Raw genomic sequence first — 15,284 nt, 5'->3', positions numbered from 1 at the left:
TGCCCTCCGTCGGCAAGGTGCCGCCGCCGACGAACTCCCCGGCTCCCCGGAGCATGCATCCGATCTTGTCGGCAGACAGGATGCCGTACTCCGCCCACTACATCGGCATCTTCAAAGTCGTTCAACAACCCGCGCCAACGGCGGATACGTGGTCGGCCCTGGCAGCCGAGTGACCGCCACCGACGGCACCGGCACTTACACCGTGGTCCACGCCGCGCCCGCCGCACCGCTGCCCGCCTGGCTGGCCGACCGGCTCACCCCGGCCCCGCTCCCGCCACAACAGCCCGTGGTGGTCTCGCTCGGCACCGACCGGCGTGGCACCTACCTGCAAGCCGCCATCACCGGAGAGGTTCGCCGCGTGCTCGACTCGCCCGAGGACGGCCACAACAACGCGCTCTACCAGGCCGCCGTGGCGCTCGGTCAGCTGGTAGCCGGTGGCGAACTGCCCGAACCCGAGGTAAACGCCGTGCTGCTGGACGCCGCCCGCCAGGTCGGCCAGACGTACGGCGAAGCCTGCCGCACCATCGCCTCCGGGCTTCGGGCCGGTGCCCGCCGCCCGCGCACGGTGGCCGCATGACCCGCACAAGCTCTGACCTGCAAGGCCGTGCCTCACACCGTGAGGCACGGCGAAGGGCGGCCGCATGAACAGTCCCAACCGTCCATCTCACCTACAGCTGGTCTCCGGTGATGCCGTCAACGTGCCCGGCGCTCCCGTTGCCGGGCAGCCGTTCCGCACCTCGTGGACCGCCGACGAACTCATGGCCATAACCTTCCCTGAGGTGCGGTGGGCCGTGCCCGGCATCCTTGCCGAAGGACTCACCCTGTTCGCCGGACCGCCCAAGGTCGGCAAGAGCTGGCTTTCGCTTGGCACGGCTATCGCTGTGGCCGCCGGTGGCAAGGCGCTGGAGTCCATCCCGGTGGACCCCGGCCCCGTGCTCTACCTCGCGCTGGAGGACACCCCGCGCCGTCTCCAGTCCCGCATGCGGAAGATCCTGGGTAACCAGGCCGCCCCGAGGAACCTCACCCTGGCCACCTCTTGCCCGCCGCTGCCCAACGGCGGGCAGGAAGCCATCGCCCGGTGGCTGGAGCGCAACGTCGGCGCGCGCATGGTGGTCATCGACGTGTTCGCCAAGGTACGCGGCACCACCCCGCCCGGCCTGTCGGCCTACGACGCCGACTACGCCGCGATGGGACGTGCCAAGCTCCTGGCCGATACGTTCGGCGTGGCCGTCGTGCTCGTGCACCACGTCCGCAAGATGGGCTCTGACGACTTCCTGGCCGAAGTGTCCGGCACCAACGGCCTGGCCGGTGCCGCTGACGAAACCCTGGTGCTCAAGCGCGCCCGAGGCACCGCCGACGGCGTGCTCCACGTAACCGGCCGCGACGTGGAAGAGGCGGAATACGCCCTGTCCTTCCAACCCGCCGCCGGGGTCTGGCACCTGCTCGACGGCCCGCCCGAGGATCACACGCTCGGGGAGACCCGAGCGGCCATCGCCCGTTTCCTGCGCAGCAACCCGAATAGCCCGCCCAAGGAGATCGCCGAAGCCATCGGCATGTCCCGGGACACGGTCAAGCGGACGTGTGCCCGCATGGCCGCCGACAGTCAGCTCTGCGTAGACGCTGCCGGACGCTACCGCCTGCCGGGGACAGCCGAGGGGACACAGTCCACTGGAACTGTCCCCACTGTCCCCGCTGTCCCCAAACCGCTATCCACCAGCGAAAACGCCACGATTCTCCGGGGACAGTCCGCCCTGCCGGGTGTCCCCGCTGTCCCCGACAAGGAGCATCCGCACCCATGAGCACCAGCGCACTGGATGACACCCAGCTCTACCGCGTGACCGACGCCATGAAGCTCCTACGGCTCAGCAGGAGCTTGATCTATGACCAGATCAGGACAGGCCGCCTGCGTTCCGTCAAGCAGGGCCGCGCCCGCCTAATCACGGCGAACGGCATCCGCGAGTACATCGCTCTCCTGGAGAAGGAAGCAGAGGAAGCAGCATGACCAAGCGACGCAGCAGGGGCGACGGCGGTCTCCATTGGGATGACAAGCGCCAGCGCTGGATTGCCACCGCCAGTCTCGGCTATGCCCCGGACGGTAAGCGCATCATCAAGCGAGGGAGCGGCAAGACCAAGACCGAAGCCAAGGCCAAGCTCAAGGAGGTTCTCAGGGACTACGAAGATGGGTTGGCCATCGCGCCGGGAGAGTCCACCGTCGCTCAGGCCGCGAACGACTGGCTGGCCTACGGGCTCAGCGGGCTGGACCCGAGCACCGTCGCAACCAACACGACCCTGGTCAAGAGCCACATCATCCCGGCACTGGGCAAGCGGAAGCTCCGCGACCTCAGTGCACAGGATGTGGATAAGTGGTTGGCCGGTAAGTCCAAGACGCACAGCACAAGCACCGTGGCACGGCTCCACTCCTGTCTGAACCGAATCATCAAGCGCGCCATGGCGCGAGACAAGGTCAGGCGGAACGTGGTTGAGCTGTGTCGAGTGCCTCAGGGGAAGGAGGGGCGTCCCTCCAAGGCGCTCACGATGGCGCAGGCCGAAGAGGTGCTCAAGGCCGCCGAGGGCAAGAACCTGTACGCCTACATCGTGGTCTCCCTCCTGACCGGCGCCCGTACCGAGGAACTCCGCGCACTCCGATGGGATCACGTGGACCTGGTGGGCAACCTCGACGGCACCCCGCCGGTACCGCCGTATGTCGCCGTGTGGCGTTCCGTGCGGAATGGGGGAGACACCAAGACCCGCAAGTCACGGCGCACACTCGCGCTCCCCAAACGGTGCGTAGACGTGCTGATTGAGCAACAGGAAGCCCAGAAGAAGGAGCATGGCGACGCTTGGTCAGAGCACGGCCTGGTGTTCGCGTCCACCGTCGGAACCGAGCTGGATGCCGCCAACGTACGGCGTGCGTTCCGCCGAGTCATCAAGCACACCAGCTTGATCCCTGAGGAGTGGACACCCCGAGAGCTGCGGCACAGCTTCGTTTCCCTGCTCTCCGACAACGGGACACCCCTAGAGGAGATCTCACGCTTGGTCGGGCACAGCAGTACGGCGGTGACGGAGCTGGTTTACCGGAAGCAGATCCGGCCCGTGCTCCAAGGGGGAGCGGTGGTCATGGACCGCATCTTTGAGACCTGATCGGGAACGGTAGTCACGCAGATAGACACGCAGACAGCAGAATGGCCGCTTTCCGAAGATCGGATAGCGGCCTTTTTGCTGGTCAGAAAAGTGGGGCTACCAGGACTTGAACCTGGGACCTCTTCCTTATCAGGGAAGCGCTCTAACCGACTGAGCTATAGCCCCGCGCACACCGAACGTTATCGCATCCCCAGGAAGGACGCGAACCGGTTGTTCGGACGAGGAAAAGCTTACCGCCTCCAGCGTGTTGCTCGCGCCGTTCCCGTCGCCGGGACCGGCGCGAGCAACCCCGCCTACTCGGCCTCGCTGAACGTGACCTCGACGCCCCCGACCAGGTCAGAGGCGATGTTGTAGATGACCGCCCCCAATGTGGAAAGCGCCGTGATCAGTACGACGTTCACAGCCCCGAGCAATGCCGTGTAGCCAAGAATCCGCACAGGCTCGAACCACGAGGCGATGTTGATGGGGATCGAGTTCTGCCCCTGCTCGCCCTGGCCCAGCTGGTTGACCAGGTCGACCAGCGAGTCGAACACCCCCAAGGCCGACAGCACGCCGTACAGGACGGCCACCGCCACGAAGAGCACCACGAAGCAGACCAGGGACACCACAAAGCTGAACTTCATGGCCGACCACGGCTCAACGCGGCGCAGGACCAGGTGGGCCTTGCGGGGGAGCCGTGCCCCCGCGGCGCCGGACGACTTCTTCTTGGGCAGCTCGACCGCGGGCGGCGCCTCCGTGGTCAGCGACGGACGGATGCGGACCGTCTCGTTGCCCTCCGGAGGCGGCGGCGCCGGTGACGGCTTGGGCGTAGGTGCGGGCGCGGCAGGTGCCGACGACCGCGCGTCCTCCTTGGCCGGACCCGGCTTGCCCTGCGCGGGCTTCGTGTCCTTGCCGTCGCCGACCGCGCCGATTGTCTCGGATTGGTTGGGCTTCTTCGGTTGCTGTCCGTTACCCGAAGCCGCCTTTGTCCTGGCGGGGCCACCCTGGGCGCTCATGGACTACTCTCCTCCCCCGTTTTCCTCAATTTCCACAGAAGTCTCCATGGACTCCGCGTTCCGGGCGAGGGCCACCACGCTGTCGCCTTCAGCGAGATTCATCAATCGCACTCCCATGGTCTGGCGGCCGGACTGCTTGATCTCTCCGGCACTCGTCCGGATCACCCCGCCGGCGGACGTGATCGCGAAGACCTCGTCCTCTGGGTTGACCATGACGGCTCCGACCAGCTTGCCACGGGAAGACACGATTTTCGCAGTAAGCACTCCCCTACCGCCACGTCCTTGAACTGGATACTGCTCCACTGGCGTCCGTTTTGCGTACCCGCCCTCCGTGGCGATAAGCACATCTTGACCGTCGGCCATCCGATTCATGGCGAGAAGTTCGTCACCTTCGAGGAACCTCATGCCGATGACACCGCTGGTCGCGCGCCCCATGGGCCGCAGCGCCTCGTCGGAGGCGGTGAACCTGATCGACTGGGCGCCCTTGGAGACCAGCAGCACGTCGTCGTTCTCGGAGACCAGGCGGGCTCCGATGACCTCGTCGTCGTCCCGCAGGTTGATCGCGATCAGACCGCCGGACCTGGGGGAGTCGTACTCGGACAGGCGGGTCTTCTTGACCAGCCCGCTGCGGGTGGCGAGCACGAGGTAGGGGGCGACGTCGTAGTCGCGTAGGTCGAGAACCTCCATGACTGTTTCGTCGGGCTGCATCGCCAAAAGGTTCGCGAGATGCATGCCACGCGCGTCACGCCCGGCGTCGGGCAGCTCGTACGCCTTGACCCGGTACACCCGGCCCTTGTTCGTGAAGAACAGCAGCCAGTGGTGCGTCGTGGTGACGAAGAAGTGGTCGACGATGTCGTCCTGCCGCAGCTGCGCGCCCCGGACGCCCTTGCCGCCGCGCTTCTGCGCCCGGTAGAGGTCGGTACGGGTGCGCTTGGCGTAACCGCCCCGGGTGATCGTGACGACGATCTCGTCCTCGGCGATGAGGTCCTCGATCGACATGTCGCCGTCGTAGGCGATGATCTCGGTCTTCCTGTCGTCGCCGTAGCGGCCGACGATCTCGCCGAGCTCCTCGCCGATGATCTCGCGCTGCCGGGCCTCGCTGGCCAGGATCGCGTTGTACTCGGCGATCTGCGTCATCAGGGAGTCGTACTCGTCCTGGATGGACTGCCGCTCCAGGGCGGCCAGCTTGCGCAGCTGCATGTCGAGGATGGCCTGCGCCTGCACCTCGTCGATCTCCAGCAGCGCCATGAGGCCCTGCTGGGCGTGCGAGGCGGACTCAGAGGCCCGGATGAGGGCGATGACGTCGTCGAGCCGCTCCAGGGCCTTCAGCAGCGCGCGCAGGATGTGGGCGCGCTCCTCGGCCTTGCGCAGGAGGTAGCGGGTCCTGCGGACGATGACCTCGATCTGGTGCGCGACATAGTGCCGGATGAACTGGTCGAGCCGCAGCGTACGCGGCACCCCGTCCACCAGCGCCAGCATGTTGGCGCCGAACGTGTCCTGGAGCTGGGTGTGCTTGTACAGGTTGTTGAGCACGACCTTGGCGACCGCGTCGCGCTTGAGCACGATCACCAGGCGCTGCCCGACCCGCGAGGAGCTCTCGTCGCGTACGTCGGCGATGCCGGCCAGCTTGCCCTCACGCACCAGCTCGGCGATCTTGAGCGCGAGGTTGTCGGGATTGACCTGGTACGGCAGCTCCGTGACGACGAGCGCCTGCCGGCCCTTGTCCTCCTCGACCTCGACCACGGCGCGCATGGTGATCGAGCCGCGCCCGGTGCGGTAGGCGTCCTCGATGCCCCGCCGGCCGACGATCAGCGCCTTGGTGGGGAAGTCGGGCCCCTTGACCAGCTTGATCGCCGCTTCGAGCAGCTCCTCGTCGCCGGCCTCCGGGTTTTCCAGCGCCCACTTGACCGCCGCCGCGACCTCGCGCAGGTTGTGCGGCGGGATGTTGGTGGCCATGCCGACGGCGATGCCGCCCGAGCCGTTGACCAGCAGCTGCGGGAAACGCGCCGGCAGGACGTCGGGCTCCTGCGACTTGCCGTCGTAGTTGGGGCGGAAGTCGACGGTGTCCTTGTCGATGTCGCGCAGCAGCTCCATGGCGATGGGCGCGAGCTTGCACTCGGTGTAACGCATCGCCGCCGCCGGGTCGTTGCCCGGCGAGCCGAAGTTGCCCTGCCCGTCGACGAGCGGGTAGCGCATCGACCAGTCCTGCGCCAGGCGCACCAGCGCGTCGTAGATCGAGGTGTCGCCATGGGGGTGGTAGGTGCCCATCACGTCGCCGACGACGCGGGCGCACTTGAAGTAGCCGCGGTCGGGACGGTAGCCACCGTCGTACATCGCGTAGAGCACCCGCCGGTGCACCGGCTTGAGGCCGTCGCGGACGTCCGGCAGCGCCCTGGACACGATGACCGACATCGCGTAGTCCATGTAGCTGCGCTGCATCTCGGACTGGATGTCCACCGGCTCGATGCGTTCAGCCGGGGGAGTGGTGTTCACGTCCGTCACAGGTAAATGTCCTTAAACGTCGAGGAAGCGCACGTCGCGGGCGTTGCGGATGATGAACTCGCGCCTGGCTTCCACGTCCTCGCCCATGAGCACGCTGAACAGGTCGTCGGCCTGCGCCGCGTCGTCGAGCGTGACCAGTCGCAGCAGCCGGGTCTCCGGGTTCATCGTGGTCTCCCAGAGCTGGCCCGCGTTCATCTCGCCGAGCCCCTTGAAGCGCTGCACGTTGTCCCGCGGCCGCGGGTCGGGCTTGCCGTTGGCGATCCCTTCGGCGATGACCGCGTCGCGCTCGCTGTCGGAGTAGGCGTACGAGGCGTCCTCGCCCTTGCGGTCCCACTTGATCTTGTAGAGCGGCGGGCACGACAGGTAGACGTGACCGGCCTCGATCAGCGGCCTCATGAACCTGAACAGCAGCGTCAGCAGCAGCGTGTTGATGTGCTGGCCGTCGACGTCGGCGTCGGCCATCAGGATGACCTTGTGGTAACGCAGCTTGGCGATGTCGAACTCGTCGTGCACGCCGGTGCCCAGGGCGGTGATCAGCGCCTGGACCTCGTTGTTCTTCAGGACCTTGTCGATCCGCGCCTTCTCGACGTTGAGGATCTTGCCGCGGATGGGGAGGATCGCCTGGAAGCGCGAGTCGCGGCCGCCCTTGGCCGAGCCGCCGGCCGAGTCGCCCTCGACGATGAACAGCTCGCACCGCTCGGGGTCGTTCCACTGGCAGTCGGCCAGCTTGCCCGGCAGGCCGCTGCCCGCCTCGAGCAGCGACTTGCGCCTCGTCAGGTCACGGGCCTGGCGGGCGGCGATACGGGCGCGCGAGGCCTGCAGCGACTTGTTGATGATGTCTTTCGCCTCGCCGGGGTTGCGCTCGAACCAGTCGCGCAGGTGGTCGTTGCAGGCCTTCTGCACGAACGACTTGGCCTCGGTGTTGCCCAGCTTGGTCTTGGTCTGGCCCTCGAACTGAGGGTCGGACAGCTTGACCGAGATGATCGCGGTCAAGCCCTCGCGGACGTCCTCACCCGAGAGGTTGTCGTCCTTGCCCTCCTTGAGGAACTTCTGCTCGCGGGCGTAACGGTTGACGATCGACGTCAGCGCCGCGCGGAAGCCCTCCTCGTGGGTGCCGCCCTCCGCCGTGTTGATCGTGTTGGCGAAGGTGTAGACCGACTCGGAGTAGGAGTTGTTCCACTGCATGGCGATCTCGACCGCGATGCCGTCGCCCTCCTCCTCGAAGGAGATGATCGACGCGTGCGCCGGCTCCTTCTTGGTGTTGAGGTGCTGGACGAAGTCGGCCAGGCCGCCCTCGTAGAAGTAGGTGACGGTGTGGGGCTCGCCGTTGACGTGGTCGGGGCGCTCGTCGGTGAGCGTGATCGTCAGGCCCTTGTTGAGGAAGGCCATCTCCTGGAAGCGCCGCGACAGCGTCTCGTAGTTCCAGGTGGTCGTCTCGAAGACGTCGGGGTCGGGCCAGAACGTGATCGTGGTGCCGGTCTCGTCGGTCCCCTCGCCCTTGGCCAGCGGAGCGACGGGCTTGGACATCTCGTAACGCTGGCGCCAGTAGTGGCCGTTCTGCATGATCTCGACGTCCATGGCGGTGGACAGCGCGTTGACGACGGCCGAGCCGACGCCGTGGAGGCCGCCGGAGACCGCGTACGCCTGGCTGTCGAACTTTCCGCCCGCGTGCAGCGTGGTCAGCACGACCTCGACGGCGGAGCGCTTCTCCACCGGGTGGATGCCTGTGGGGATGCCACGGCCGTTGTCGAACACGCGCACGCCGTTGTCGGCCAAGAGCGTGATGTCGATCCTGGTGGCGTAACCGGCGAGGGCCTCGTCCACCGCGTTGTCCACGATCTCGTAGACGAGGTGGTGCAGCCCGCGCTCACCGGTGGAGCCGATATACATACCCGGGCGCTTGCGAACCGCCTCAAGCCCCTCGAGTACGGTGATAGAGCTAGCGTCGTAGGACAACTGCAAAATCCTCCTGCCGCGGACACGCGGCGGGGGAGGCGATCAAAATGCAAAGCTGCCCCTGCCGTGCCCGTCACCGTCGTGAGTGCCCCGATGCGCGGTCACCCAGGGGAGTCGGCTTGCTGCCGGGGTGACACGCAAGCGGACGTGTCCGGAATCCGTCTTCATTCTACCGGGTCCGGAGCCCGTTAGTGGCAAGGAACGCGCCTGTGATGCCCGCTAGCTCGTTTTGCCCCCAGTCCAGCATCCCCCCTCCGGAAAGGGGCCTTATCGCGTCTGTGGCTTTCTGATCGCCCCTGATGCCTAACCGCGGGTCCTATCCGTAGCGGCGCTCAGCGCCTGCTGTGGACAGCCACCGGACGCGGCTATCCATAGGTGTCGCGCGGGCCCCGGCTTCCGGTCACCCTCAACCCGCCTGACGGTCTCGGCGCGTTCTGCGGGCCTCTGACCTTGACCTTTGTGACGGTGCCGTCGCCGAGCTCCTCGTTCAGCCTGCGTACGAGGGTGCGCGCGAGCAGCCGCACCTGCGTCGCCCACGCCGTCGAGTCGGCCACGATCAGCACCTCGCCGTCCTCGAACGACTCGGGTTTGGTGTGGGCGGCCAGGTCAGGGCCCACGATGTCGATCCAGCGCCCGAACACCCCGCCCACCGCCGCCGAACGCTCCCAGCCGCGGTCGGCCAGGAGGTCTGCGATGGCACGTCCGAAAAGCTGTGGATCGCCGCTCTCCCTGCGCGGCCCCGCCGCCTTGCGCCTGGGCTCGCGCCGGGGGAGCTGGCCGCGTTTGGCCGCGTCGGCCTTGGCCTGGGCGAGCTTCTCCCTGGCCATCGCGGCGCCCCTGGCCGTGGGATTGTCGTCAACGGACACGGGTCACGCTCCCTTCTTCGACGTCGAACCTGGCGCCCACCAGCTCCGGAGGGACGTCCGCCGGCACAGCCGCGGTGATGAGCACCTGCTCGGCGGGGGCGACGATCTCGGCGAGCCGGCGCCGACGCTGGCTGTCGAGCTCGGCGAACACGTCGTCGAGGATCAGCACCGGGTCGCCGCCGTCGGCCCGCAGCAGGTCGTACGCCGCCAGCCGCAGCGCCAGCGCGAACGACCAGGACTCGCCATGGCTGGCATAGCCGCGGGCGGGCAGGTCGCCGAGGCCGAGTATCAGGTCGTCGCGGTGCGGGCCGACGAGCGTGACGCCTCGCTCCAGCTCCGCGGAGCGGACCTCCAATAGCCGCTCCCGCAGCCGTTCTTCAAGGGTTTTCCCCAAGTCTGTGGATAACGTCTGTGTATCGAAAGATCCCCGCTCACCGGGGACTTCGCCGTCCCGGCCACCCTCATCCGTATCCCCACCTGTGGACAACGTGCTGCGGTAGGCCAGGGTCGCGGGCGCGCTGCTCGGGGCGAGCGCGGCGTACGCGCCGGCCACCAGCGGGCGCAGCGCCTCGATGAGCTCCAGCCGCGCGCGCAGCAGCTCCGCGCCGTGCCTGGCGAGGTGGGCGTCCCACACCTCCAGCGTGCTCAGCACGTCGCCCGCGCCCGCCGTGGTGAACGCGCTGTCGCTCTCGGCCCGCCGGGCGCTCCTGCTGCCTCTGCTGCCTCTGCGGGCCTGCGCGGCCGTACGGAGCAGCGCGCCGCGCTGCTTGAGCACGCGGTCGTAGTCGGCGCGCACGCCGGCGAACCTGGGCGCCCTGGCCACCAGCAGGTCGTCGAGGAAGCGGCGGCGCTCGGCCGGGTCACCCTTGGACAGCGCCAGGTCCTCGGGGGCGAACAGCACCGTACGCAGCAGGCCGATGACGTCACGCGCCCTCGAGACGGGGGAGCGGTTGAGCCTGGCCCGGTTGGCCCGTCCAGGGTTGATCTCCAGCTCGACCAGCGCCCGCCGCTCGTCCCTGTGGACGGCGCAGCGCACGATCGCCCGGGTGGCGCCCCTGCGCACGAGCGGCGCGTCGCTCGACACCCGGTGGCTGGAATGCGTCGCGACGTAGCCGAGAGCCTCGACCAGGTTGGTCTTGCCCTGGCCGTTGGGCCCCACGAACGCCGTGACGCCCGGCTCCAGGCCGAGCTCCACGGACGCGTACGACCTGAAGTCGGTCAGCGAGAGGTGGGCGACATGCACCCCACGAGGTTAGTGCGCCTCAGGGATCGGTGTGGTCACCGACGCTCGGTCTCGCGCGGCGGCACCACGTCGGCGCCCGGCGAGTCGGCGCCCTTGCCGGTGCTGCCCTCGGTCGAAGTGATCGCGTGGCCGCCGAACTGGTTGCGCAGCGCCGCGACCACCTTCATGGCCGGCGAGTCGTCCTGCCGCGAGGCGAACCGGGCGTACAGCGCGGCGGTGATGACCGGCAGCGGGACCGCGTGGTCCACAGCCGCCTGCACCGTCCACCGGCCCTCCCCGGAGTCCTGTGCATAACCGCGGAGCTGGTCGAGGTGCTCGTCGTCGTCGAGCGCCCGCACCAGCAGGTCGAGCAGCCAGGAGCGGATCACGGTGCCGGTGCGCCAGCTCTTGAAGGAGCCCTTGACGTCCTTGACGATGTCGGAGGCCTCCAGCAGCTCCCAGCCCTCCGCGAACGCCTGCATCATGCCGTATTCGATGCCGTTGTGGACCATCTTCGCGAAGTGCCCGGCGCCGACGTCGCCCGCGTGGACGAAGCCGTCCTCGCCCTCGGGCTTGAGCGTCTCGAAGATCGGCATCAGCCGCTCGACGCCGGCCTTGTCGCCGCCGCACATGAGCGCGTAACCGTTCTGGAGCCCCCACACCCCGCCGCTGACGCCGCAGTCGACGAAGCCGATGCCCTTCTCCGCCAGCTCGGCGGCGTGCTTCTGGTCATCCACATAGTGGGAGTTTCCGCCGTCGACGACGATGTCGCCCGCGTCGAGCAGTTCGCCGAGATCGTCGACCGTGGACTGGGTGGGCTTGCCTGCGGGGACCATGACCCAGACCGCGCGCGGCGCCTGCAGGCGCTCGATGAGCTCCTTCAGGCTGGACACGTCGCTGATCGCCGGATCGCGGTCGTAGCCGATGACGTCGTGGCCGCCGCGGCGCAGGCGCTCGGCCATGTTGCCGCCCATCTTGCCCAGTCCGACCATGCCGATCTGCATGATGTCTACCCCCTTGTCAGACTTCCATCATCCCCGATGACAGGATCAGCCTGACAGGCGGATGGGCATGATCAGGTAACGGTAGTCCGTAGCGGCTCCGTCATCCACAGGCTTGCCACCGGTGAGGATAGCGGGCTTCGTCGATGTGGTCATCTGGAGCCGCGCGATGTCGGAGTCGATGGCGCCGAGACCCTCCAGCAGGAACTGGTGGTTGAAGGCGATGTTCATCTCCTCGCCCTCGTAGTCGACCGGGAGCGCCTCGACGGCCTGCGCCTCGTCGCCGCTGCCGGCCTCCAGCACGACCTCGCCGCTCTTGAACGCCAGCCGCACCGGGGTGTTGCGCTCGGCGACCAGGGCCACACGCTTGACGGCCTCGACGAACGAGCCTGTGGACAAGTCCGCGCGCGCGGAGAACTCCGTGGGCAGCAGCGAGCGGTACTTGGGGAACTCGGGGTCGAGCAGCCGCGTCGTGGTCCGCCGCCCGGCGCTGGAGAAGCCGATCATGCCCTCGCCGGTGCCGCCCGCGGAGCTGAGCGCGATCTCGACCTCCGCACCGGTCGTGCCGAGCGCCTTGGCCGTGTCGGCCAGGGTCTTGCCGGGGATCATCGCGATCGCGGAGAAGTCGGGCTGGCCCGGCTGCCACTTCAGCTCGCGTACGGCGAGGCGGTAGCGGTCGGTCGCGGCGAGGGTCACCGTGTCGCCCTCGATCTCCATCCGCACGCCGGTGAGCATCGGCAGCGTGTCGTCCCTGCCCGCGGCGACGGCGACCTGGGCGACGGCGGAGGCGAACACGTCGCTGCCCACCCGGCCGGCGGCCGGCGGCATGGCCGGGAGGGACGGGTAGTCCTCCACAGGCATGGTGAGGAGTGTGAATCGAGCGCTGCCGCAGGTGACGACCGCCTTGGCGCCGTCCACCACGAAGTCCACAGGCTGTGCAGGAAGAGCGCGGGTGATCTCGGCGAGCAGCTTGCCGGAGACCAGCACGACGCCGGGCTCACCGGTCTGGAGCTCGAGCGTCACCTCGGCGGAGACCTCGTAGTCGAAGCCGGACAACTTCAGCTGCTGCTCTTCGGTGACCTCCAGACGCATGCCGGCGAGAACGGGCACCGACGGGCGCGCCGGGAGGCTGCGTGCCGTCCATGCCACCGCCTCAGCGAGGACGTCTCGCTCGATTCGGAACATCACGGTGATCAGCCTCCTGGGTTCGTCGTTGATTCAAGTCTTCACTCTCCCGCACCTGAGCTCCGGGAGGACCCTCTATGGGTCTTTGGGTTTCTTAGTTAGAGATAGAAGAGGTCATCACACTAGGGGCTGTGGAAACTGGGGACAACCGGCGTTCCGGCTGGTCAGCAGCCCTGTTTTCATCCACTGGGGGTGTGGGTGACGCCTGGGGAGAACTCGCGCTCCTGGGGATGACGAGTTTTCACACACAGGCCGTCCCCAGATCTTGGTGCCTTCATCCACCGGCATCGGCCAGTTATCCACGAGGTTTCCACAGGTTGTCCACGGGGTAAAACGGACACCCCTGGAGTCCCAGATCGCCTGTTCACAGGCCGTCCACACGTTATCCACGAGTAGTCCCCAGGTTCTCCCCAGGCTGTCCCCAGAGTTGTCCCCAGGGCCTGTGGGGGATTTTTTCGGGCATTGCGTGGCGAAGGGCCGCCGGGATTTGGTGTTTTCGCAGATCCACAGTGTTTTCCACAGGCTGTGCATGACGCTCAGGCCCCGCGGGATGTCCGCTTGATACGCAAAGTCAGCTCGTTGACCTGGTTGTACATCGACCTGCGCTCGGCGATGAGCGAGCGGATCTTCCGCTCCGCGTGCATGACCGTGGTGTGGTCGCGGCCGAACTGCTGGCCGATTTTGGGCAGCGACAACTCGGTCAGCTCGCGCGCCAGATACATGGCGATCTGCCGGGCGGTGACGAGCGCCCGGCTGCGCGAGGTGCCGCACAGGTCCTCGATGCTGATGCCGAAATATTGAGCGGTCTCAGTCATGATCGCGGCGATGGTGATCTCGGTGTCGGACTCCGTGGTGATCAGGTCCTTGAGCACCACCTCCGCGAGCTGCAGGTCCACACCCTGCCTGTTGAGGCTGGCGAACGCGGTGACCCTGATCAGGGCGCCCTCGAGCTCGCGGATGTTGGTGGAGATGCGGCTGGCGATGTACTCCAGCACCTCGGGCGGCGCGGCCAGGCCCTCCTGGATGGCCTTCTTCCTGAGGATCGCGATCCGGGTCTCCAGCTCGGGCGGCTGCACGTCCGTGATCAGGCCCCACTCGAACCGGTTGCGCAGCCGGTCCTCCAGCGTGGTCAGCTGCTTGGGCGCGCGGTCGCTGGAGATGACGATCTGCTTGTTGGCGTTGTGGAGCGTGTTGAAGGTGTGGAAGAACTCCTCCTGCGTCTGCTCCTTGCCCTCCAGGAACTGGATGTCGTCCACAAGCAGGATGTCGATCGCCCGGTAGCGGCCGCGGAAGCCGTCGGCCTTGTGGTCGCGGATGCTGTTGATGAAGTCGTTGGTGAACTCCTCGGAGCTCACGTACCTGACCCGAGCGCCGTCGTACAGACTCTGTGCATAGTGCCCGATCGCGTGCAGCAGGTGCGTCTTCCCAAGCCCCGAGTCGCCGTAAATGAAGAGGGGGTTGTACGCCTTCGCGGGGGATTCGGCCACCGCCACAGCCGCCGCATGAGCGAACCTGTTGCTGGCACCGATGACGAATGTCTCGAATGTGTACTTCTGATTGAGCCTGGCCGGTTCGCTGGGCTTGGTGCTCTTCGCCTCCCACCGGTTCGGCGCCGGCTCCGGCTCTTTCTCCACAGGCGGTGTGTACGGCTGCGCCTGTTCAAAAGAGAAGCCTGGCTGTGGATATTCGGTGGATATCTGGGGCTGCTCAGGCTGTGGAGAATAGAACTGAGGAGGCTCGGCGGCCTGCTGGTGCTGGGGTTGCGCAGGCTGTGCGTAACGCGGCTGGCTCTCCACATTCTGGGGATAACTCTGAGTCACAGGCTGTTGATGAGCGTCGCGCGACGACTGCTCGGGCGCCGTGGTGTCGATCATCACGGCCAGCCGCATGTTCTGGCCGAGCTCCTGCGACAGCGCGTGCGCCACGAGCGGGCGCAGCTTGCCCTCGATGAGGTCCTTGAGGAAGTCGTTGGGAACGCCCAGCACGATGGTGTCGTTCGCCAGCGCGATCGGGCGGACCATGGCCAGCCACGTGCGCTGCTGGATCGGCACGTTCTCGTTGAGGAAGTTGCTCAGGGCCCTCGCCCATACCGTGCCGAGGTCGACACCGTTCATGGTGCGGTTCCCCCTCCTCCCTCTCGCGGCCCCCCGCGATCGTTTATCCACATGCGCGGCCGCCCGCTGTGATCGGCGACCCCTTCGTCCACAGCGTGGAGGCGGGGCTTCGTGCCCAGGTCCTCCACAGGAGATCCACAAGTTGTGCACAGCCTTTGGGCGGGTCCGGAAGGGCCGACAGTATCTATGTGCACAGCTGTGTTCAAGCGTTGTCCACAGCCTAGTGGTACCTGGGTGCACATACTGTGGACGCCGGTCTGGCCGTGGAAAAGTGGCCTGTGGAAAGGTGGATAACCCGTTCA

12 protein-coding genes and 1 tRNA gene are annotated in these 15,284 nt (G+C 67.2%); 4 read left to right on the top strand and 9 right to left on the bottom strand.

Going from position 1 to position 15,284, the window contains the following annotated elements:
• Window positions 1–169 precede the first annotated feature (169 nt).
• From ABN273_RS06485 to ABN273_RS06470, 4 genes are all read left to right on the top strand, one after another.
• Window positions 170–577, top strand: coding sequence for a hypothetical protein (locus ABN273_RS06485; protein ID WP_349447703.1), 408 nt, complete (start codon window positions 170–172; stop codon window positions 575–577).
• 64 nt (window positions 578–641) lie between these two features.
• The gene (locus tag ABN273_RS06480; protein WP_349447702.1) at window positions 642–1,799 is read left to right on the top strand and encodes an AAA family ATPase; all 1,158 of its coding nucleotides are present in this window, start codon (window positions 642–644) and stop codon (window positions 1,797–1,799) included.
• A complete protein-coding gene (locus tag ABN273_RS06475) occupies window positions 1,796–2,002 on the top strand; it encodes a helix-turn-helix domain-containing protein (RefSeq protein ID WP_349447701.1) in 207 nt (68 codons plus the stop codon). The genes ABN273_RS06480 and ABN273_RS06475 overlap by 4 nt, the downstream gene beginning before the upstream one ends.
• A complete protein-coding gene (locus ABN273_RS06470; protein ID WP_349447700.1) occupies window positions 1,999–3,141 on the top strand; it encodes a tyrosine-type recombinase/integrase in 1,143 nt (380 codons plus the stop codon). Before ABN273_RS06475 ends, ABN273_RS06470 begins: the two co-directional genes overlap by 4 nt.
• A 91-nt stretch (window positions 3,142–3,232) precedes the next feature.
• Here ABN273_RS06470 and ABN273_RS06465 read toward each other — a convergent pair.
• From ABN273_RS06465 to dnaA, 9 genes are all read right to left on the bottom strand, one after another.
• Window positions 3,233–3,306, bottom strand: a tRNA-Ile gene (locus tag ABN273_RS06465).
• Between the two features lie 128 nt (window positions 3,307–3,434).
• Window positions 3,435–4,136, bottom strand: a complete 702-nt coding sequence (locus tag ABN273_RS06460) for a DUF3566 domain-containing protein (protein WP_349447699.1) — start codon at window positions 4,134–4,136, stop codon at window positions 3,435–3,437.
• 3 nt (window positions 4,137–4,139) lie between these two features.
• The gene (gyrA, locus tag ABN273_RS06455) at window positions 4,140–6,638 is read right to left on the bottom strand and encodes a DNA gyrase subunit A (RefSeq protein ID WP_349447698.1); all 2,499 of its coding nucleotides are present in this window, start codon (window positions 6,636–6,638) and stop codon (window positions 4,140–4,142) included.
• A 12-nt stretch (window positions 6,639–6,650) separates the two neighbouring features.
• Complete coding sequence (gene gyrB / locus ABN273_RS06450; RefSeq protein WP_349447697.1) at window positions 6,651–8,594, bottom strand: DNA topoisomerase (ATP-hydrolyzing) subunit B; 1,944 nt, start codon at window positions 8,592–8,594, stop codon at window positions 6,651–6,653.
• Window positions 8,595–8,959: 365 nt separating this feature from the next.
• A complete protein-coding gene (locus tag ABN273_RS06445) occupies window positions 8,960–9,460 on the bottom strand; it encodes a DciA family protein (RefSeq protein WP_349447696.1) in 501 nt (166 codons plus the stop codon).
• Window positions 9,450–10,703: a DNA replication/repair protein RecF gene (gene recF / locus ABN273_RS06440; RefSeq protein WP_349447695.1), complete on the bottom strand. Its 1,254-nt coding sequence runs from the start codon at window positions 10,701–10,703 to the stop codon at window positions 9,450–9,452. The genes ABN273_RS06445 and recF overlap by 11 nt, the downstream gene beginning before the upstream one ends.
• 35 nt (window positions 10,704–10,738) lie before the next feature.
• Window positions 10,739–11,686 carry a phosphogluconate dehydrogenase (NAD(+)-dependent, decarboxylating) gene (gene gnd, locus ABN273_RS06435; protein WP_349447694.1) on the bottom strand — a complete coding sequence of 316 codons (948 nt, stop codon included), beginning with the start codon at window positions 11,684–11,686 and terminating at the stop codon, window positions 10,739–10,741.
• A 45-nt stretch (window positions 11,687–11,731) separates the two neighbouring features.
• Window positions 11,732–12,871, bottom strand: coding sequence for a DNA polymerase III subunit beta (gene dnaN, locus ABN273_RS06430; RefSeq protein WP_349447693.1), 1,140 nt, complete (start codon window positions 12,869–12,871; stop codon window positions 11,732–11,734).
• Between the two features lie 533 nt (window positions 12,872–13,404).
• Window positions 13,405–14,982 (bottom strand): chromosomal replication initiator protein DnaA, encoded by a 1,578-nt coding sequence (dnaA, locus tag ABN273_RS06425; protein ID WP_349447692.1) that lies wholly within the window; start codon window positions 14,980–14,982, stop codon window positions 13,405–13,407.
• Window positions 14,983–15,284: the final 302 nt, after the last annotated feature.

Origin of the sequence: Nonomuraea sp. B19D2, from assembly GCF_040137845.1 — a bacterium.
Lineage (GTDB): Bacteria > Actinomycetota > Actinomycetes > Streptosporangiales > Streptosporangiaceae > Nonomuraea.
This window is presented reverse-complemented; position numbering and strand designations above follow the sequence as displayed.